Below are 20,108 nucleotides of genomic sequence, written 5' to 3' on the forward strand. Positions count from 1 at the left end.
AAGAATGGAGGGTAAAAAATGGCAACTGTGTTTAAAAGGCCACATGCATTAAAAGAAAAAGAGCTTCACTATTGTCCCGGTTGTACTCATGGAATAATACACAGACTGATAGCAGAGGTAATTGATGAATTAGATATAGAAGGTATTACGGTAGGTGTTTCGCCTGTCGGCTGTGCATATAACAATTATGAATATTTTAACTGTGATATGGTTCAGGCTGCTCATGGAAGAGCGCCGGCCGTAGCAACCGGAATAAAAAGAGTAAATCCTGATAATTATGTATTTACTTATCAGGGTGACGGGGATCTTGCTGCTATAGGGACAGCTGAAATAGTTCATGCGGCGGCAAGAGGAGAAAAAATCACAACGGTATTCGTAAATAACGCCATTTATGGGATGACATCCGGTCAAATGGCTCCTACTACCTTGTTGGGGCAGGTGACAACAACTTCTCCTTATGGAAGAAAAGCAGAGATACATGGATTTCCAATCAATGTATGTGAATTGCTTTCCACATTGGAGGGAGCTGCTTACGTAGAGAGAACCTCCGTACATGATGTCAAGAATATAAAAAAGACAAAAGCTGCTATTAAAAAGGCCTTTGAGGTTCAAAAGGCTAAAAAAGGTTTCTCGATTGTCGAGGTATTGTCTACTTGCCCGACTAACTGGGGAATAAATCCAATAGATTCACTTAAATGGCTGGAGGAAAATATGCTTCCGCATTATCCTCTTGGAGTATTTAAGGGAAAGGATTTGGAGGTGTAAAGTATGAAACAGCTTGATTTAGTAATTGCAGGCTTTGGAGGACAGGGTATATTGTCTGCCGGAAAGCTGCTTGCATATGCCGGAATGCTTGAAGGAAAGCATGTTTCATGGTTACCTTCATACGGCCCCGAGATGAGAGGCGGAACAGCCAATTGCAGTATTGTTATATCCGACGAGCCTATTGGTTCACCTATAATAGATTATCCCAATGCTTTAATTGCTATGAATGGCCCGTCCTTAGAGAAATTTGAAAAGAAAATTGTAAAAGGCGGTTTTATTATAACAAACAGCTCCTTAGTTGAGGGCAGGTCAATGAGAACTGATGTGGAATTTATCGGAGTGCCCGCTACAGAAATGGCTTCGGATATGGGGAATCTTACCTATGCGAACATCATAATTTTAGGAAAGCTGCTGGGCAAAACCGGAATTGTTAAAAAGGAAAGCTTCGAAGCCGCACTCAAGAAGGTTCTGCCGGAAAAGAAGCATTATATGATTCCTGATGAGATGAAAGCTCTTGTTATGGGTCATGATATATAAAAAATAAATAATACCCGGTATAATGTATAACTATATATCATACCGGGTATTTTGTTTTGCAAAGGACAATGCCGGTTTAGCAGAAGGCTCTCCTTTTATACATTGAATAAAATATCTGCATAGGTAGGAAACGGCCATATTCTGGAATCAACGATGGATTCAAGCTTGTCGGCTGCTGCTCTTAAGCTGTTCATTTGAATAAATACAACATCCTTATAATATACAGCTTGCTCGTAGCTGTTCTGATTCGGCTCCTGAGCCTTGCAAAGCTTAGTTTCAAGCTCGGATATTTCTTTCTTCAGCTGAGAGGTCAAGCCCGCAGCTTCTTTTAGCAATTCTGTATTTGCACTGATGTCAGCGGCTACACCGCAGCTGTTTATCTGATTTATTGAATTTGCTACCTCTGAGGCAAACCTGACAGCAGCAGGCAAAATTTGACGCTTAGCCATCTCCAGCATTGTAAGAGCTTCAATATTGATAGATTTAATATATTTTTCAAGGGATATTTCATATCTGGATTTCATTTCATTACGATTGAAAACCTTATGCTTTTCCATAACAACCATATTTTTTTCAACTTGGAGGCTGGTGATGGCATCAACATAGCTTTTCAGATTTGGAAGCCCTCTTTTCTCAGCCTCAAGAACCCATTCATCAGAGTAACCGTTGCCGTTAAAAATGACTCTTCCATTTTTCTCATATACATCTTTAATTATTGCATTAACCTCAGTATTAAAATCCTCTGCTTTTTCCAATCTGTCAGAAAATTGCTCTAAAACCTCAGAAACTATGGTATTTAAAAAGAAATTCGGAGATGCAACCGAAGCAGATGAACCTACCATTCTGAACTCAAATTTATTTCCGGTAAAGGCAAAGGGTGAGGTTCTGTTTCTGTCGGTTGAATCCTGACGGAGAGTGGGCAGCGTAGTAACACCAACCTTCAGCTTGCTTGAAATGCTTGATGAGCAATCCCCGCCGCATGCAATTTGTTCAAGTATTCTTGTCAGCTCATCGCCTAGGAATATGGAAATAATAGCCGGAGGGGCTTCATTTGCTCCTAAACGATGGTCATTTCCGGGGTTTGCACCGGCCAATCTCAGCAAGTCTGCATACTCATCAACGGCCTTGACTACCGCACATAAGAAGATAAGAAACTGAGCATTTTCATGGGGTGTCTTGCCGGGCTCCAGAAGATTCTGCCCGTCATTTGTTGAAAGAGACCAGTTGTTGTGCTTGCCTGATCCATTGACTCCCGCAAAGGGCTTTTCATGAAGCAGGCATACCATTCCGTGCTTCAGGGCAGTTTTCTTCATCAGTTCCATTGTAAGCTGATTATGGTCTGTCGCAATGTTGGCGGTAGTAAATATCGGCGCAAGCTCATGCTGGGCAGGAGCAACCTCGTTATGCTCCGTTTTGGCTGATATCCCCAATTTCCAGAGCTCTTCGTCCAAGTCCTTCATAAAAGCTGAAATTCGGGGCTTTATGCTGCCGAAGTAGTGATCATCCATTTCCTGACCTTTCGGAGCCATTGCACCGAACAAGGTACGGCCTGTAAATATCAGATCCTTTCTCTGGTCATACATTTTTTTATCAATCAGGAAATATTCCTGCTCAGGACCAACTGTAGCTATTACTTTTGTAGCGGTGTTGTTTCCGAACAGACGAAGAACCCTGAGTGCGTTTTTAGAAACACATTCCATAGACCTGAGCAAGGGGGTCTTTTTGTCTAGGGTATCACCGTTATAAGAACAGAAGGCTGTTGGTATATAAAGGGTATTGCCCTTCATGAATGCCGGTGAAGTGCAATCCCAGGCAGTATATCCTCTGGCCTCAAAGGTTACTCTCAGACCTCCCGAAGGAAAAGAGGAGCCATCAGCTTCACCCTTAATCAGCTCTTTCCCTGAGAACTCTAAAATAACTTTTCCATCAGATGTGGGATTGATGAAAGAATCGTGCTTTTCCGCTGTAATTCCGGTCATTGGCTGAAACCAATGAGAAAAGTGCGTGGCCCCTTTTTCGATTGCCCAGTCTTTCATACAGCTTGCTACAACTTCTGCAATTTCCAGATTCAAGGGAAGACCGTCATCAATGGTTTTTTTCAAGGCCTTATATGTTGCTTTTGGAAGACGCTCTCTCATTACCGCATCATTAAAAACGTTTGAACCAAAGATTTCAATTAACTGACTCATATATTCACCTCATTATAAAATTTAAGTAAACAGATTTAATTACCGAAGTCAATTACTAGCTAAAGACATGCAACCCTTTTCAAGGCATAATTGACTTTTGTTACAAGTTAAAAAGCTTCCGGCCGGAACTAATTGTTTTAAAATTAATCTAAACGGATAGTGCCGGTATCAAATCCTGATTTAATTATATGCTTATTATCTCAGTATTCCCACATAAAAAGAATACCGGCGCTCAAGCTTGTCAAGGGTTTGCCGCCAAAAGCCTGCTTTTTATTGATTAGCTTGAACAACCGCAATTTTCAATCGGGAAAATTGAGTTATTAATATATATAAGCACTCATTTATAAAAGATACAATTTTTTCATAATAATTGCAAGAGAAATATGCGGGGAAATTATTAATATATATTTTTTGTGCTATAATTACAATATTAATGAAAATATTCAAACTGACATTGTGCAATATTAAAAGGTGAATATGTTGATAAGCTTAGTGTTTAACCCAGTCAGTCTTATATTATCAGTTCCGGTAATTTTAATACTTGTCAAATCACTGTTTACACCATTTAACCATGAGAGAATATCAAGTGGATTTTATTCAATTGTAAATAGCTTTGAGTTTATTGCCGCACTAATAATTGCCTTGCTGATTACGAGGGGTATTCTTTTTGACAGAAATAATTCTGCTTTTACGTATATATTCAATTTGCTGCCAGGCTCGGTAAAGGCCAGCTTAGTTGCAAATAACATATACACGTATCTTTGCATTGCTTCTATTGTACTGATAATAGTTGTTATTGTCCTGAGACTGATAACATATCCTCTCTATGCTGTTATTTTTGACAATCTAGCCTATAAATTATACAGGGCAATGAACTCTCTGAGTTCGTCTGCAAGAAGGATTATATCCTTTATATGCAGTATTCCAAAAGCATTTGTAACTCTCGTATTGATAAGCTTTATTTTTTATTTTTTTTCATATTATTTTACAGTTCCCGGTTTGTCACGGTATATAGATGAATCGGCAATTTTAAATAAGGTATATGATACTGCCCTCAGACCGGTTATTGCATCTGATATTGCAAAGAAAATACCTGTAATTATCAACGACAGGTTTAACAGCCTTGACATTAATAACGGCAAAAATATTAAAATTGCCGAGAATATCAGAGACACACTGGACAGCTATAATATTAAGGTTATTCAATATTTTAACGGGGTTACCCTTGATGATGCCGTAAAATCAACGCCTGAAATAGATAAGCTTGCGCTTCTTCTGACAAAGGATGAAAGGAATGATTACGATAAATGCAGAAAAATATATGATTGGATAACTAAAAATATTTCATATGATTACGAAAAATCCGATAAGATTGCAAGGGAAACCAGCAGTACAAACTCTGGAACAATAATCTGCTACCAGACAGGGAAGGGAATCTGCTTTGATTTTTCAAGCCTGTTTATATCTATGTGCAAGGCTAACAGCATAAAGGTAAATTTAGTTACAGGTTTGGGCTACAGCGGAATGTCATGGGGAGACCATGCATGGAATCAATTCTATTGCGAAAGCGAAAAAAGATGGGTAAATGTTGATACTACATTTGGCGCCAGCGGTGCTGATTATTTTGATTCTGCCAATTTTTCGCTCGATCATAAAAACAGTAAGATTCAAGGTGAATGGTAGGCTGTACGTTTCGAATATTTTGCTAACAGGCAATAGTTTGTGTTAATATTAATAAAGAATTTTATAATATTAATTATAAATACGGACGGGAGAAAAACATATATATGGAAGCTACAGTGACAAAGCAAGAGCTGGAAACAAGGATTTTAAATTTGTGCACCGCTATGACTAAAAGCTGTCCTGAGTGGGATACAGCACTTATTATAAACCGTATTAACCAGTACTACCTTACAGGAACAATGCAGGAGGGCTTGCTGGTAATAAAAAGGAACAAAACGGCGCAGTATTTTATAAGAAGAAGCTTCAAAAGGGCAAAAGAAGAATCGATGCTGAAGGACTCGGCTGTATGCGCCTTTTATCCGATGGAGAGCTATAGGGATGCCGCTCAGGTCATGGGAAGTGAGCTGGGGAATACTCTGGTTGAGACTGAAACCCTTACTATTTCTATTCTTGAAAGATTTAAAAAATATTTTAGTATAAAGACTTTGCATCCGGCAGACAGCATTATTTTTGGAGTTCGTGCGGTCAAAAGTCCATATGAGATATATTGGATGAAGGAAATAGGCAAAAAGCATAAAATATTGCTGGATGAAGTGGTTCCCGGTATTCTTAGAGAGGGAATGAGCGAAATAGAGCTTACTGCCGAGCTGTATGAAAAAATGCTGAAGATGGGCTATCATGGTGTTACGCGTTTTTATCAATTTCAAACGGAGATGATAGCGGGACAGGTTGGATTTGGTGAAAGCTCTCTGGTTGAAACAAATTTTGACAGCCCCGGAGGAATGAGAGGTATGTGTCCTGCGGTCCCTATTATAGGCAACAGAGACAGACTTCTTAAAAAGGGTGATTTGGTCTTTATAGATGTGGGGTTTGGCATGCATGGATACCATACCGACAGAACACAGGTTTACATTTTCGGTGCGGCTCCTTCGGAAGAAGCCGTAAGAGCGCATCGCGGGTGCATTGAGGTTGAGAAAAGGGCGGCAGAGCTTTTAAGGCCCGGAAATATTCCGGCTGAGATTTATAACAGTATCATGCAGGATTTGGAACCGAACTTTTTAAAAAATTTCATGGGTTTTGAGGGCAAAAGAGTGAAATTTCTGGGACATGGGATAGGACTTCATGTTGACGAGGCTCCTGTTATTGCAAATGGCTTTACTTGTCCCCTTCAGGAAAATATGATTATAGCGCTTGAGCCAAAGAAGGGCGTAGCCGGGGTAGGAATGGTAGGGACAGAGGATACATATATTGTAACGGATCAGGGAGGGCAGTGTATAACAGGCGGAGAAAAGGATATTATTATTGTTTAGAAATAAGTAATTTTAAAAACAGATTTATTATGCAAGACGGGTATAGCCGTATAAAATTTATTTTAACCGGATTGCATAATAAATTTTTAACCAAAGTCAATTACGGTTCAACCTTTGCGGTGATATCCTATCGTCCTTTCAGACGGAATCCTTTTATTTTGATGGTATATCAAGCTTATAGCCTAATCCGCGGATAGTATTTATTATTACATCTGAATGAATGGCACTTAATTTTTTTCTTAAAAAGGATATGTATACTTCCACATGATTTGCCTGAGCTTCCGAATCAAAGCCCCAAATCTTTTCTATTATTATGTCTTTTGAAGTAATCATGCATTTTCTTATTATTAAAAATTCCAAAAGCTTACTTTCACGGCAGGTAAGACTGGTCTCTCCCTTTTCTGTGGATAATATTAAATTGTTTGTATTTAAGGTTATATCACCAAAGCTTAATATACTGTTTAAAAGAATAGTGTTTTTTCTTCTGCCCAAGGCCCGGATTCGCGCCAGCAGCTCTTCTGTGGAAAACGGTTTGACTAGATAGTCATCTGCTCCGCTGTCAAGCCCTATAACCTTGTATGAAATGTCACTTTGAATAGAAAGAAGAATGACAGGTACTGTTAAGCCGCTTTTCCTAATACTCTTAAGCAGAGCAATCCCTTCCACCGCATGGTTCAAGGTGTCCAGAACTATAATATCGTAGGCACCGAGCAGGGCAAGGTATAAACCGTCTCCGATATTATCAGTACGGTCAACAGCATGATTATTTTTTTTAAATATGTGCGCAAGAGAATCAGTTGATGGAATGCTGTCTTCAATAAGCAGAATATTCATAATTCAGACCTCATTTCTATTACTAAAAGTCAATTACTATGGCTGATAGCTTGGTTTGAGGCTGAAGCCCCCTAAAGTCAAAACAAATTCAAACCCAAACTGCGTTCAAATTAGCTTAAAAGCATAATTCGGCTGAAAAGACGATATTTATATCGTCTAAATATTTTATGATCGTGAAGTAATTAGCTTCAATATATATAATGTTATATATTAAAAAATATGTCAATAAATAATTTATTTTTTTTCTTTTAAGCTTCTTTTAAGTTTCATTTAAGTTTTTATTTGTAAAATAATATATAATATGGTATGCCATTAAGTGGTGGGAGGGAGTATTCATGAAGAAAAAGATTTTTTTAGCATTAATGCTGGCAGGAAACTTTGTTTTCAGCAGCATTTTGGCAAATGCAGCGGTAATCTACGGGGATTTAAATTCAGACGGGGGAGTTGATGCGCTGGATATTGCCGTAATGAAGAGCAGTCTTTTAGGGGTTACCGTTATCAATGACACAAAGGCTGCGGATTTGAATGGAGACGGGTCGGTAGACGCAATTGATTTTGCACTGCTCAAGAGTTACCTGCTGGGGAATATAACCAAGTTTCCTGTTGACACCGGCACAGTAGTTCCGGTTGATCCGGAGGATGCATGGAAGGAGAACGTCGGAAAAATCAGTCTGGGAAGCACGATAACATGTACGGGAACGGGAGCGTCGGTAAACGGCACAACCGTTAATATCACGGCAGGAGGAGATTTTGAGGTTGTCGGCACATTGGCAAACGGAATGATTTATGTTGATACCACTGAAAAGGTTAAGCTTCGCTTGAATGGCTGCAGCATAACAAATTCAAATGGTCCGGCTATATTTTTTCAGAATGCCGACAAGGGATTTATTACAATTGAAAAAGGCTCAACAAACAGCCTGACTGATGCAAAGACATATTCTGCGGCTAATGCCGAAGCTAAGGCTGTTATTTCAAGCAATGATGATTTGGAAATAAAAGGTGCCGGAACTTTAAATATTACGGCTAACTTTAAACATGGTATATCAGGCGATGATGATATAAAAATAGAAAACGGAAATATTATTATTAAATCTGCGCCTTCAGACGGAATCCATTGTAATGATACCATAAAAATAACCGGAGGAACATTAAATATCACAGCAGCGTCAGATTGCATCGATACTGACGGTGATATAATAATTGATGACGGCAGTCTTACACTATCAGCAGGTGATGATGCAATACATTCCGAGCTGGACATGACTATTAACGGCGGTACAATTACAGTTACAAAAGCATATGAGGGCATTGAAGGCAAGACAGTTGTTACTGTTAATAACGGTACTGTTAATATTACAGCAAGCGAAGATGGTTTATGCGCCGGAAAGCAATTAATTATCAACGGCGGAAACCTTGAAATACTTGCAGGAACTGATCCTTATGACTCAAACGGAACAATAACCATAACAGGAGGCAATGCTGTTATTTACGGGGGCAGAAATCCGGATGGCTGTGCAGATTGTGACACTAACAATTTTACAATAACCGGGGGAACCCTGGCAGCTGTCGGCGGATGTACCTCTTCTCCAACAGCTGCTACATCCACACAATGCTCGGCTATTCTGACAGGTCCGTCAGCTGCTAATGCGGCTGTGAGCATTAAAAATGCTTCGGGAACAGAGATATATGGTTTTACGGCTAAAAAGTCAGGTGCCACTCTGCTGTTTACTTCTCCGCTGCTGGTTCAAGGACAGACCTATACCTTGTATGTTAACGGCACGCTTACAAAGACATTTACAACAAGTACAATGGTTACCAGTGCAGGAGGCACTATTTTTGGAGGCGGAGGCGGAGGATTTCCCGGCTGGGGAATGTAGCTGCAAGCATGCCTGTATTCATATTAAGCAGTGATATAGATAGTTCCCCTGATTTATGACTGAAGTCAATTACGGTTAAAGCCTTCGCAACGACATTTATATCGTCTTTTCACGCGAATTAAGCTTTTAAGCTAATTTTGACTTTAGGGGGCTTCAGCAGCCTCAAATCCAAACTATCGACCGATGCAATCGCTGACGATGCAATCGTCTATTCAGCCGATAGTAATTGATTTTTTATATAAATCAGGGGATTTTTTTGTGCTGTGTGCTCAGCTAAGCCCGGTACAAATATTGAATATTCTTGTTAGCAATTTTCTTGGGGATTACATAATATGTATAGGCTAAGACTTACAAAGGTAATAAGTTAATTCTCATTTTTGCAGATTATTAATAATTTTTACAGCAAACAACAAAAAGGTTAATTTGATTATTATTTTTTTGTATTTTTCTAAGGTATAATTTAACAATGTTTTAACAGCAAATAACATTTATTAGATAAATTGCTATTTTTTAAGGTTCGTTTAAGGTTGCATAGGTAGAATGTTACTAGGGAAAGGAGGTGTAATAATTGGCTATAGAGGTGTTTAACAGACATGAAAACAAGTATTTGTTAAATAGTGAAACTTACGAGATGCTTACGAGGAAATTAAAGGAATATATGGAGCTTGATGAATATAATAAAACTCATCAATTTTATACAATAAGCAATTTATATTACGACACCCGTGATAACCATCTTATCAGAACTTCATTGGCAAAGCCTAAATACAAGGAAAAATTAAGATTAAGGGCTTATGGAGTACCTTCTATGGAAGACAAGGTCTATTTGGAAATCAAGAAAAAAGTAAATGGTATGGTAAATAAAAGAAGAACAAAGCTAGTTTTGGAGGAAGCCTATGAATTTGTCAATACCGGCGAAAAACCAGAATTTAAAAAATATATGAATCAGCAGGTTCTTAATGAACTGGAGTATTTTTTGAAGGTTTATGATCTTACTCCCAAGCTTTATCTTGCGTATGACAGGCAGGCATTTTTTGCCATAGATAATAGGGATTTAAGATTAACCTTTGATACTAATATCCGTACAAGAAGAGAGGATTTAAGGCTTGAAGCAGGTGATCACGGCAATAAGCTGCTTGATGATGATGTATGGCTTATGGAGGTTAAGGCTGAAAAATGTGTTCCGGTGTGGCTCGTTAAAATTTTAAGTGAGTATAAACTATACAGAACAAGTTTTTCAAAGTATGGAACTGAATATAAGTCAATGCTAAAAAAACAACTAGAAATGAGGGAAAATGAATGTTTGATGAATTATTAAAGTTTGGAGCTGATACTTCTGAAATGACATTATTTGGAGTGGCTACAGCACTTATCTCAGCTTTTATATTAGGATTAATTATTAGCTTTACCTATAAAAAAACTCATGTTAAAGGGCAATATTCACAAAATTTTTCACTGACATTGGTTATGATACCGTGTGTAATAGCAATTATAATTATGATGGTTGGAAGTAATATTGCAAGAGCATTTGGACTTACGGGTGCATTTTCAATAATTCGTTTCAGAAGTAATGCCACAGACCCTAAGGATATTTCTTATGTGCTGTTTACGATGGCCGCAGGTCTTGCATGCGGATCAGGAAGCTATGGGTATGCTGCGTTCTTCACAATATTATTATGCATAATTATGTTTATTTTATCAAAAGTTAATTTTGGTGCAAAGGATTCGACTTATAAATTATTAAAAATAATAATACCTGAAGACTTGGATTATCATGGAGCCTTTGATGAGGTTTTCGAAAAATATACTGTAAATCATGACCTAAAGAAGGTTAAAACTACTGATTTGGGTACGCTTTATGAGCTAGTGTACAATGTGACAATTAAAAACGATATGAATGAAAAGAGCTTTATGGATGAATTAAGATGCAGAAACGGAAACCTTAATATTATTCTTGCAATGAATGCAGAACCAGGAGATAATTGATGAAAGCAGCATAATACAATTTGTTTTATCAAGTATAAGTGCAAATTTTATTATATCACATATAAATATTTCTATATTTTATCCGACAGGTTCATAAAGTCAATTACAGTTCAAGCCCTCGCGATGATGTTTATATCAGGGATGATATATCGTCTTTTCAGCCGGATTAAGCTTTTGAGCTGATTTTGAACGCAGTTTGGGCTTCAGCCTCAAAACCAAGCTATGGCCGATAATAATTGATCTTTATAGGAAACACTACAGTTTTACGATAATGCTTATCGTAAAACTGTAGTGTTTTTAGAATATGGGATATGTTTAAAAGCGCAGCAAAAGTATTGGCAAAGCATCTGAGGGGGAACCTCTGCCTTGCACAGGCATACACTGCAGCAGCAGACAGGAATCTTTGAAAAAGGTCATAAAAGAAGTAAATATGTAGGAGCTTAAAGAAAAATACAACTTATTGTAATAAGTTACGCCTTTATTACCGATAAAGAATATAACGGAGGAAGGGTTTTTAATTATCAGGGGTTATTAAAGACCGGTGATTTAAGTAGTTTTCATATTTTCAATTCGTATCTGTAATAACATATATATCATATAATGGTTTTCCATTATTGCATACCGGGGGGAGGAACACTAATGAGATGGGAAGGATTAATTGATAATAACACAGCAATACCGGATATTGAGAGGTACAAAGAAAAGCTAGGTCAAATAAGTATTGAAAATATCAGAATCTACGATGCATATAATAAAAAACTGGAAGCATATAAGGCAAATATGTTTAAGGATTTTAAAAGGTGTCTTTCAAATGGTTTTGTGATAGAAAAGAGAGGGGAAAAAAATATTTCCGCTAAGAGTCCTCAAATTACCTTGACATTATGGGAGGAAAAAGGAAAGGATAACAGCCTGGTGCTTAATTTCAGAAAAGCTGACGGTAAATCCTGGCGGTTTGTTTTATATATAGAGCCTATTGAAAAAAAATTTGAAAGGCTTACAGAGGATTTAGGATGGTATGTTGATCAGGAAGGGAAATTGGAAACCTTTAAAGATGAGATAAAAAATCTTGTTTTTTACAAAAGTGAGTTTTCAAGGGCGGAAAAGCTCATTAAGATAAAGAGGAGCATTTATAGAGAAATTGATGACTTGAATTTCAAAATCAGCTTGTGGCATAACAATAATTTGCTTGACAATTTTCTGGAATTTGAGGATTGCCTGTATAAGGCGGTTGAATTAAGCTGAAAACCACTGTATGTGGCTACAAAGGATGCAAGAATACAAGAACGGAAAAAATAAAATATGCTGACAAAAAGCTATACCTGCCTTGAAAGCAGGTGTTTTTTTTGCAGATTCAAGCAAGGCTTATTGATAGCGGTCTCGAAGGTTATAAGCATAAATAATAGTATTTAATAAATTTGCGTTTTATTGTAAAGAATTGATTAGCTCAAAAAATCTATAGCCTATTGGGATAACAGTAAAAATCTCTATTGCAATTCCAGTAATTATTGCTGCGGACAAAGTGGGCTGACCTAACAGCAACAGAAGAATTGACAGCATAAACAGAAGAATTAAGTCTCTGATTGCTTTTTTTCTGAATACTACTGCCTCCTTTTCGTCTATAGGTCTGTTTACGCAGTCTTTAGGAGAATATTTAGCTACGAGGAACAGGCATATTAAAAAAATAATTACACTTATAATTACCGACAGGACAGTGCTTATTTCAAAATTAAGCATACTTATTACTGTCCCCGGTATGACAAAGGAGAATACCGATGCGAATATACATTTCAACTCGGTACTCATATGGAAACCGCCTGCATATCTTCTGAGCAGTGCAAATGCCAATGTAAGTGTCAATACGGGTAAAAGAGCTTTCAATATCGCAGCTATACATATAATAACCGTTAACTTGACTAAGTCTCCATAAATGGCTTGAAATCCGAAATAGAGTATACGTCTGTTTATATGGCTGCTGTTGTTATTCCTTTGTATGCAGCTTGCACTTATATATGCCAATCTATGAAGTATTTTCATTCTGTCTCCTTTGTAAAATAAATGTAAAATAAAAAAGAACTATTTACAAACCTTATCAGTAAATGTAAAATGATTTAAAAGAATATTACCATAAATAAAAAAATATGTAAATACGTGTCGATTACTAACTGAAATTAATTATGGTTCGAAGCCTTTGCGTATATAGCCGGTTATACCTTTAAGCCCGGCGTTTTATGCAGATTAAGTTTAAGCCCGGGCTATCGCCTGACAGCATAGGAACGATGCAGTCAAGCAGTTGATAGTTTACTTTATATACAGGAGAATTAAAATAAAATGTACATGATAACTAATTATTTTACAAATTTATTACTGAATTCCATATTAGAAGAAAGCTATGTTGTAATAGCAACTCTCATATTACTGGGAATGGCAATGCATATTTCATTTAATATAAAAATGCTTGCTTCAATACTAATTCCGGCAGTAATTTCAAACTTTTTAAGGTATTTTTTGAGTCTTGATATGACTTTGATATTTATAATATTCGTTCTTGTAATGGTATTAACAATATGTATAATTTATAATCAAAAGTCCTTAAAGAAAGTATTTATAGTATTTACCTGTGTGTCAGCAGCATGCATGACAAATGCGATGCTGGAAATTGCCAACTATAAAATAATTATGCTCTGCACTAATATAACAGAAGAGACCTTGAAAGAAAACATAGTAAATGCTTTTTTCAGTTCACTTCCCATAAGGCTTATTGAAATAAGTATTATTATCATATATATCAAGAAACACAAATACATTGACAAAAAGCTCAGCACCAGCATATGGCATTCAATTTTAAAAGACAAGGAGCAGAGTATGTTCGCTGTAATAGCATCTTTCTTTAATATTTTATGGATTGTAGCTTCTGTTAAGGTATTTGTACTGGATAAATTCCTGATTAACGGTTCCTTTAATATAAAAACCTCCTTGCTTATATTGATGGGTGACATCATTGTTCCGATTATGATTTATATTTGTTTTTTCTTTTCCGTTTATAACATAATGGCAAAGGAAGCATATATTGAGAGGTTAAACAGAGATTTAGATATAGCAAGAAAAAATATGTCAAAAAATGATAGCCACAGGCACAATAAAAAAGGCAGTTACTATTAAATTATATAAACTAACAAAAAACAAAGGGGGTAGTACCATGATTAAAAGGCTGTTAACAAATGCAATAGAAAAGGGTATAGAGGAGATTTCCATACAGAGGGCAGGTAAGTGCATGCTGTTTATTTATCAACCTAAGGTGCCTAAGGTACTAAGAGATAAAAAGGCATTTAAAAAATAATAAATTTCAAAAAGGAAGATTTCATAAATGGGAGTCTTCTTTTTTAGCTGAAAGCTAAAGAGCAGTTAGTATAGGCTAAGTATTTCAAATTGTATAATAGTACTGAAAAAAATTATTACAAGCTATAAATATTGTATACATAATATGTTACAATAATATTTTGAAGGGTATAAAATACTAAAGTCAATTACGAGTTAGCCTTTGAAAGTTAAAATATCGGGACTATATTCTGTTGCTTTTAGGCGAATTATACTTTTAAGCCCGGTGCTTCACACAGTTTAGCAGGCTTAGCCGGCAGTAATTGATTTAAAGATATTAATACAGGAGGATACGAAGATGAAATTAAAGAAAATAAAGTACAAACTACTGCTGATTTTTATGCCTATCTTTTTGCTGTCTTTTACAGCACTTTCAACAATCAGCTATTATTTGTCAAGCACAGCCCTGTCCAAGAGTGTAGAGGAGACCGGTATGGCTGTTGGAAGAGAGTATGCCCTTAAAGTGTCTGATTACATAGAACAGGCAATAATGCAGCAGGAAGCCTTTGCGGCAGAAATAGCATATCTGGGAGTCAAGGAGGACCGGCAGCAGCTTATAAAGGCGCTGGAATGGAGCAAATCCAGAAGCAAGGTGTTGGAGAGCGCTGTTTTTATTGAGCCCTCCGGCTCGGCAATAAGGTCGGATGGCACCGAAGTTGAACTGGGAGACAGAGAGTATTTTAAAAAGGTCATGGAAACAAAGAGTCCGGTGGTTTCTGAGCTTATGACTTCAAGGACTACAGGCAAAACAGCCTTTAATGTTGCGGTTCCTGTAATGGAGGGTGAGCAGTTGCTGGGTGTCCTTACAGGCTCCTTTGCAATGGAGAAGCTTGGAGGCCTTATAGCTGATTTGAAGTTTCTTGAATCGGGCTACGGACTTATTGCGGATAATTCAGGTATTGTAATAGCATTTCCAAAATCGGAGGAAACAGTAGGAATATTGGATTTGACTAAAGAGGATATTGACGCTTCCTTGAAGACGAAGGATCAAAAGCTGGACAGCAAGCTTATGGAGCTGTATGCAAAAAGTCTTAAAGAGAATGTGCAGGTTGTTGGAAAGTACAATTCCATCAAGGGGGTCGAGGTAATAGGAACCTTTACTCCCATTACATTGGCGGGTGGACATCAGTGGAATATTTTAATTGCCGCTCCCGAGGCAGAGGAGTATGCTCCTATAAATACTCTTGCCAATTCCATGCTGTTTATTTCATTAGTATGTATTTTGATATCTGTAATTGTTACACTTGTTTTCAGCAGCAGAATGGGCAAGGTTTTCATCAGGCTGAAGGATGAGTGTCTTGTTATGGCAGAGGGTGATTTCAGTAATACTGATGAAGTGATTACAGCAAGGGATGAACTGGGGCAGGCTTCGGCAGGCTTGTCAAAAATGAGGACAGGTATCAGAGCGTTAATTGCAAAGGCAATAGACGGAATTGAGCAGGTCGCTTCCTCCAGCCAGCAGCTGACGGCGGTGTCAGAACAATCTGCCAGCTCTGTTAATCAGGTGGCTGATTCTATCGGAGAAATAGCTAATGACGCAGAATTACAGGCAAGGTCTATTAAGTATTTGGGCGATGAGTCGAAAAGAATGATGGAAGGGCTGGAGCAAATAGACAGCTCTGCCAATGCTGTTAAAAGCATATCATTGACAGCAAAGCAGAATGCGGACAACGGACTGGTTAAAGTTGAAGAAGCCATCACTCAGATGAAGAAGGTAGGACAAGGGTCGAGTGAAATGCAGGATACAGTTACAAAGCTTCAGAGCGGCTTTGCGGAAATATTTCAGATTGTAGATTTCATGACTTCAATTGCCGAGCAGACCAATTTATTGGCATTAAATGCAGCGATAGAGGCAGCAAGAGCGGGAGAAAACGGGAAAGGCTTTTCAGTGGTAGCCGATGAGGTTCGGAAGCTGGCAGAGGAATCAAGGACAGCAGCAGACCGTATCAGGGTCTTGGTGAAGGACAATCAGGAAAATGTTAAAATGACAGTAGATGTTTCAAATGAAAATGCGGTAAGCATTGAATTGGGTATTTCAAATGTTCTTTCTACCGGTGACAGCTTTAAAGACATTAATGTATCCATTGAAAACCTGTCCAGAGAAATAGGAGAGGTGTCTGCTTCAATTGACAATCTGACGCAGATTGGAAGAAGCTTCTATGAGCAGCTGAGTGAAATCGATAAAATGAGTGACAAGACAGCAGGTGAGGCACAGAATGTATCTGCTGCTACACAACAGCAATTAGCGGCGATGCAGGAGGTTGCAAGCTCAAGTCAAAGTCTTGCTGAAATGGCAAGCGATTTGCAGCAGGTTATTTCTGCGTTTAAAATATAGCTTGAGCTTAAAAACAATAGGGATAAGTTTCGCCGTCAGACCGCCAGAAATGGCGGTCTTTTGTGCTTGTATAAATAGTTGCTGCCTGATATGGCTTATTCCATCATAAATCTTATTTTTCAAAATAGATATAATATAGGGCTGATTACCAAGGTCAATTACAGTGAAAGCCTTTATACACAGGGTAACTATGACTGTAAAAATGCGGCATATATAATATTGATATGTGCCGCTTCAGGTAATTGACAGCGGAAGGGTTGCATAGCTCAAATAATATTTAGGGGCGTTGAAAATGAAAAAACTTATTTTTGTAAGTGTTATCAATAAAAAAATGATTCCCAAAAAGATTGTTTTATTTTTTTTAATTATTTATGCTGTATTTTCTGTAGGATATACGGCCAAGTCGATAGTAGTTTTCAATTCTGAAAGGCACTTGCCTATATACAGCGTTGAGACTGACAAGGTGGCAATAACCTTTGACTGTGCATGGGGAGCCTCGGATATACCGCAAATACTGGATATATTGAAGAAGGAGAATGTTAAAGCAAGCTTTTTCATGGTGGGGCAGTGGGCGGAAAAATATCCCGAGGCTGTTAAGCTTATTGCAAAGGAAGGGCATGATATAGCAAATCATGGTTATTCACATCTGAAAATGAGTACTGTCGGAAAAGAAAAATGCAAGAGCGAGATAGAGCTGTGCAACAAAAAGCTGGAGGAGATATCAGGTGTCAAGGTAAAGCTGTTCAGACCGCCGTACGGTGACTATAACAACATTGTTGTTGACACCTGCAATGAATTGGGCTGTTATCCTATCCAGTGGAATGTTGAATTGCTGGATACAAAAGTAAAAACCTAAAAGCATATTCAGTGTGACTGAAGTCAATAGCGGTTCAGCCTCAAACCAAGATTTCCGTGAGATTACATCGTTTATTTATCCAAAATGAAAACAGCCCGAAACGGCTGCTTTTTTATTTACTTAAAATGGAATTATAATAAATAATTTGGAAGGGTTTTATATTTATTTATAGAATAATAAATTAATAACTGTATTGGGGGGAGAGCATAATGGAATACAAAAACTACTATGAGCTTTTGGGTATAGATAAAACCGCTGATTTTCAGGAAATTAAAAATGCATATTACGAAAAAATTAAAATCTGGCATCCTGATAAAAATCCCAAGAACATTGAGAAAGCCGAAGAAATGTCTAAAGGCTTAAATGAGGCATATCATGTTTTGAGTGACAGCGAGAGAAGACGACAGTATGATACCATGCTTAAATTTACTGCGGGAAAGGATTTCGATGAAATAAATGATAATAGCTTTCAGAAGGCCTTTAACAGGGTCGGCAGATTGTTTAAGGGCTTACAGGATAATGTTCATCTTATGTACAGAATGTTTAAGGACAGCATAAATGGGAGTTATAAGCTGGACTCTGTGACATTTGCAGTAATAGCAGTCGCTTTATTGTATTTTATATTGCCGGTTGATTTGGTAGCTGATTACATACCCGTTGCGGGATATATTGATGACGCAGCTATAATTTCAATGATATCGGGTACCATAACAAACGAACTGAATAAATATAGTGAGCAAAATAATATAAATAAATAGAAAGGGATTTGGAGTTATATATATGAAAATACCCAATAAGATAAAAGTTGCGTTTTTTGATTCCTTTCAAATAATAATTACATTAATCCTGCTTTATAGGGTTACTTTTTTAATCTGTTATTTGTCCTTTATAAATACTGATTTTCTCAAGCTTTTTATATTGGCAGTTTATATTGATTCCTTCATAAATTATAATGCTGTAATTATTAATAACATATTCTTTATAAAAAAATACATACGGAATCTTTCAAAGTCAGAATATAAGGTTCTTGAAGATACAGAATTTACAATAGAAATAAAAAATGAGCTATATAAGTATCAACAGCATAAGATTGAAAATCTGGCAAAAACAAAGGAAATTGTATTTCTGCAAGCTTTAAACAGCGGTATAGGCAGGTACGTGTCTATGCCGGTTTCCAACTGGATTTCCTATATAATAATTCCTGAAAAGGCGGATTTGAAAAGTAAGAGGCAGCAGGTGCTTATTACTCATGAATTGGCACATTGTGTAGGCAATGATGTCCTGCATATATTTATTTTATTGATAAGGATAATCTGTGTAATTATGCCTGTTTTTTCGTTAGTATTTATCGGCATATGTTTTAAAACTGTTTTTTTAATAATACTTAGTGCTGTTCTGTTTGCCAGTCAAATCTGGTGCTCCATGTATGCGGAAATAATTGCAAATAACCTTGCAATTGAAATACTTGAAGCAATAAGCACTCCCATTGATAAAAAGGAGGCTGCTGATATTATCAAGTTCCCAATGAAAATAAAGCTGGATCGGCTGAAAGACAAAAAGACAGTCAGAGGCTTAATGCAGAAGACTCAAGTAAGCCTGATTATTGAATATTTGGACAAAGTAAACAAGGATACATATATTCATAGGATTTCTCCTTTAAATAATTATATGATGACCTTGATCATAGTCTTAATTCTGATGCCGCTTATTAATATGAATAACCCAATCTTTATAAATTTTAATATAAGCTTTTCAAATGCAATTGTTATGACATTCATTTTCATTATTGTATATTATATTGTTAAGTTTTTATTTTTAGCGGTTGAAAGGAGTTACAAATGGAAAATGAAAAAATCGATTGGAATGTAATCAGATTAGTTGCCGGTGAATTTTGGGAGAATGAATTGAGTTATATTAATGATGACCAGATATCAGCCATACAAAGCTCAATTGAAAACAAGACCCCTGTTGAGAACAACTTAATTACATATGATGATGGGTTCGGTTTTGATCTTATGCCCTTAATCGAATGTGTAAAAACAATATTTGAAGTGATTTTGGTAGTTTTGAATCTGGTTCTTCTCTATAAAGGCACAAAAAGTGATGATAATTTATTATTGGAGGTAAGAAAAGCAGCAGATAAATCAGATAATTTAAATTTGAAGATTAATGAAACAGATATCGAAACAATGAAAAAGATAATAAAAATGATTAAAGGCTACTATGGTATAAGATAAATAAATTAAAAATATTGTATCATTAAAAGTAAGTCATGACCACCCGTAAAACGGGTGGCTTGTGCTAGCCCTATAAGGGCTTGTTACCGGCTAGCGCCTAAAGACGCTGGCTTTCACTTTGTTC

18 protein-coding genes are annotated in these 20,108 nt (G+C 36.9%); 15 read left to right on the top strand and 3 right to left on the bottom strand.

The features are described 5' to 3' along the window. Positions 1-18: 18 nt before the first annotated feature. Positions 19-765 carry a thiamine pyrophosphate-dependent enzyme gene (locus LY28_RS07075; RefSeq protein ID WP_110461472.1) on the top strand — a complete coding sequence of 249 codons (747 nt, stop codon included), beginning with the start codon at positions 19-21 and terminating at the stop codon, positions 763-765. A gap of 3 nt (positions 766-768) precedes the next feature. Then, complete coding sequence (locus tag LY28_RS07080) at positions 769-1,302, top strand: 2-oxoacid:acceptor oxidoreductase family protein (protein WP_110461473.1); 534 nt, start codon at positions 769-771, stop codon at positions 1,300-1,302. 95 nt (positions 1,303-1,397) lie between these two features. Here LY28_RS07080 and LY28_RS07085 read toward each other — a convergent pair whose 3' ends face one another. Continuing rightward, positions 1,398-3,491, bottom strand: a complete 2,094-nt coding sequence (locus tag LY28_RS07085) for a glutamine synthetase III family protein (protein ID WP_110461474.1) — start codon at positions 3,489-3,491, stop codon at positions 1,398-1,400. A gap of 477 nt (positions 3,492-3,968) precedes the next feature. Here LY28_RS07085 and LY28_RS07090 point away from each other — a divergent pair, with 477 nt between their 5' ends. Both LY28_RS07090 and LY28_RS07095 read left to right on the top strand, forming a co-directional pair. After that, positions 3,969-5,174 (top strand): transglutaminase-like domain-containing protein, encoded by a 1,206-nt coding sequence (locus LY28_RS07090; protein ID WP_242981176.1) that lies wholly within the window; start codon positions 3,969-3,971, stop codon positions 5,172-5,174. 104 nt (positions 5,175-5,278) lie between these two features. After that, entirely contained in the window at positions 5,279-6,484 is a 1,206-nt protein-coding gene (locus LY28_RS07095) for a M24 family metallopeptidase (RefSeq protein WP_110461476.1), read from the top strand. 153 nt (positions 6,485-6,637) lie between these two features. Here LY28_RS07095 and LY28_RS07100 read toward each other — a convergent pair whose 3' ends face one another. Then, on the bottom strand, positions 6,638-7,318 hold the full coding sequence (locus LY28_RS07100; RefSeq protein WP_110461477.1) for a response regulator transcription factor: 681 nt from the start codon (positions 7,316-7,318) through the stop codon (positions 6,638-6,640). A gap of 335 nt (positions 7,319-7,653) precedes the next feature. Here LY28_RS07100 and LY28_RS07105 point away from each other — a divergent pair, with 335 nt between their 5' ends. The 4 genes from LY28_RS07105 (at position 7,654) to LY28_RS07120 (ending at position 12,423) form a co-directional block, all read left to right on the top strand. Then, on the top strand, positions 7,654-9,195 hold the full coding sequence (locus LY28_RS07105) for a carbohydrate-binding domain-containing protein (RefSeq protein ID WP_110461478.1): 1,542 nt from the start codon (positions 7,654-7,656) through the stop codon (positions 9,193-9,195). A gap of 568 nt (positions 9,196-9,763) precedes the next feature. After that, on the top strand, positions 9,764-10,513 hold the full coding sequence (locus LY28_RS07110; protein WP_110461479.1) for a polyphosphate polymerase domain-containing protein: 750 nt from the start codon (positions 9,764-9,766) through the stop codon (positions 10,511-10,513). Continuing rightward, positions 10,495-11,181 (top strand): DUF4956 domain-containing protein, encoded by a 687-nt coding sequence (locus LY28_RS07115; protein ID WP_110461480.1) that lies wholly within the window; start codon positions 10,495-10,497, stop codon positions 11,179-11,181. The genes LY28_RS07110 and LY28_RS07115 overlap by 19 nt, the downstream gene beginning before the upstream one ends. Before the next feature lie 639 nt (positions 11,182-11,820). Beyond that, positions 11,821-12,423, top strand: a complete 603-nt coding sequence (locus tag LY28_RS07120; RefSeq protein WP_110461481.1) for a hypothetical protein — start codon at positions 11,821-11,823, stop codon at positions 12,421-12,423. A 180-nt stretch (positions 12,424-12,603) separates the two neighbouring features. Here LY28_RS07120 and LY28_RS07125 read toward each other — a convergent pair whose 3' ends face one another. Further along, on the bottom strand, positions 12,604-13,215 hold the full coding sequence (locus LY28_RS07125; RefSeq protein ID WP_110461482.1) for an accessory gene regulator ArgB-like protein: 612 nt from the start codon (positions 13,213-13,215) through the stop codon (positions 12,604-12,606). 294 nt (positions 13,216-13,509) lie between these two features. Here LY28_RS07125 and LY28_RS07130 point away from each other — a divergent pair, with 294 nt between their 5' ends. From LY28_RS07130 to LY28_RS07160, 7 genes are all read left to right on the top strand, one after another. Beyond that, positions 13,510-14,340, top strand: a complete 831-nt coding sequence (locus LY28_RS07130) for a hypothetical protein (RefSeq protein ID WP_110461483.1) — start codon at positions 13,510-13,512, stop codon at positions 14,338-14,340. Positions 14,341-14,377: 37 nt separating this feature from the next. Continuing rightward, positions 14,378-14,518 carry an AgrD family cyclic lactone autoinducer peptide gene (locus tag LY28_RS19090; protein WP_165835518.1) on the top strand — a complete coding sequence of 47 codons (141 nt, stop codon included), beginning with the start codon at positions 14,378-14,380 and terminating at the stop codon, positions 14,516-14,518. Between the two features lie 336 nt (positions 14,519-14,854). After that, the gene (locus LY28_RS07140) at positions 14,855-16,891 is read left to right on the top strand and encodes a methyl-accepting chemotaxis protein (RefSeq protein WP_110461485.1); all 2,037 of its coding nucleotides are present in this window, start codon (positions 14,855-14,857) and stop codon (positions 16,889-16,891) included. 292 nt (positions 16,892-17,183) lie between these two features. Next, positions 17,184-17,747 (top strand): polysaccharide deacetylase family protein, encoded by a 564-nt coding sequence (locus LY28_RS07145; RefSeq protein WP_110461486.1) that lies wholly within the window; start codon positions 17,184-17,186, stop codon positions 17,745-17,747. A gap of 209 nt (positions 17,748-17,956) precedes the next feature. Then, on the top strand, positions 17,957-18,505 hold the full coding sequence (locus LY28_RS07150; RefSeq protein WP_110461487.1) for a DnaJ domain-containing protein: 549 nt from the start codon (positions 17,957-17,959) through the stop codon (positions 18,503-18,505). Positions 18,506-18,527: 22 nt separating this feature from the next. Continuing rightward, positions 18,528-19,616: a M48 family metalloprotease gene (locus LY28_RS07155; RefSeq protein ID WP_110461488.1), complete on the top strand. Its 1,089-nt coding sequence runs from the start codon at positions 18,528-18,530 to the stop codon at positions 19,614-19,616. Then, positions 19,586-19,984: a hypothetical protein gene (locus LY28_RS07160; protein ID WP_110461489.1), complete on the top strand. Its 399-nt coding sequence runs from the start codon at positions 19,586-19,588 to the stop codon at positions 19,982-19,984. Before LY28_RS07155 ends, LY28_RS07160 begins: the two co-directional genes overlap by 31 nt. Positions 19,985-20,108: the final 124 nt, after the last annotated feature.

Origin of the sequence: Ruminiclostridium sufflavum DSM 19573 (assembly GCF_003208175.1) — a bacterium.
GTDB classification, from domain to species: Bacteria; Bacillota; Clostridia; order Acetivibrionales; family DSM-1351; genus Ruminiclostridium; species Ruminiclostridium sufflavum.

Bases quoted from the DNA above. Each gene is read 5' to 3' on its own strand.
- LY28_RS07085 (WP_110461474.1), bottom strand. From the start codon at position 3,491: ATGAGTCAGTTAATTGAAATCTTTGGTTCAAACGTTTTTAATGATGCG.
- LY28_RS07115 (WP_110461480.1), top strand. From the start codon at position 10,495: ATGTTTGATGAATTATTAAAGTTTGGAGCTGATACTTCTGAAATGACA.
- LY28_RS07105 (WP_110461478.1), top strand. From the start codon at position 7,654: ATGAAGAAAAAGATTTTTTTAGCATTAATGCTGGCAGGAAACTTTGTT.
- LY28_RS07145 (WP_110461486.1), top strand. From the start codon at position 17,184: ATGAAAAAACTTATTTTTGTAAGTGTTATCAATAAAAAAATGATTCCC.
- LY28_RS07080 (WP_110461473.1), top strand. From the start codon at position 769: ATGAAACAGCTTGATTTAGTAATTGCAGGCTTTGGAGGACAGGGTATA.
- LY28_RS07125 (WP_110461482.1), bottom strand. From the start codon at position 13,215: ATGAAAATACTTCATAGATTGGCATATATAAGTGCAAGCTGCATACAA.
- LY28_RS07160 (WP_110461489.1), top strand. From the start codon at position 19,586: ATGGAAAATGAAAAAATCGATTGGAATGTAATCAGATTAGTTGCCGGT.
- LY28_RS07075 (WP_110461472.1), top strand. From the start codon at position 19: ATGGCAACTGTGTTTAAAAGGCCACATGCATTAAAAGAAAAAGAGCTT.
- LY28_RS19090 (WP_165835518.1), top strand. From the start codon at position 14,378: ATGATTAAAAGGCTGTTAACAAATGCAATAGAAAAGGGTATAGAGGAG.
- LY28_RS07090 (WP_242981176.1), top strand. From the start codon at position 3,969: ATGTTGATAAGCTTAGTGTTTAACCCAGTCAGTCTTATATTATCAGTT.
- LY28_RS07155 (WP_110461488.1), top strand. From the start codon at position 18,528: ATGAAAATACCCAATAAGATAAAAGTTGCGTTTTTTGATTCCTTTCAA.
- LY28_RS07130 (WP_110461483.1), top strand. From the start codon at position 13,510: ATGTACATGATAACTAATTATTTTACAAATTTATTACTGAATTCCATA.
- LY28_RS07095 (WP_110461476.1), top strand. From the start codon at position 5,279: ATGGAAGCTACAGTGACAAAGCAAGAGCTGGAAACAAGGATTTTAAAT.
- LY28_RS07150 (WP_110461487.1), top strand. From the start codon at position 17,957: ATGGAATACAAAAACTACTATGAGCTTTTGGGTATAGATAAAACCGCT.
- LY28_RS07120 (WP_110461481.1), top strand. From the start codon at position 11,821: ATGAGATGGGAAGGATTAATTGATAATAACACAGCAATACCGGATATT.
- LY28_RS07100 (WP_110461477.1), bottom strand. From the start codon at position 7,318: ATGAATATTCTGCTTATTGAAGACAGCATTCCATCAACTGATTCTCTT.
- LY28_RS07140 (WP_110461485.1), top strand. From the start codon at position 14,855: ATGAAATTAAAGAAAATAAAGTACAAACTACTGCTGATTTTTATGCCT.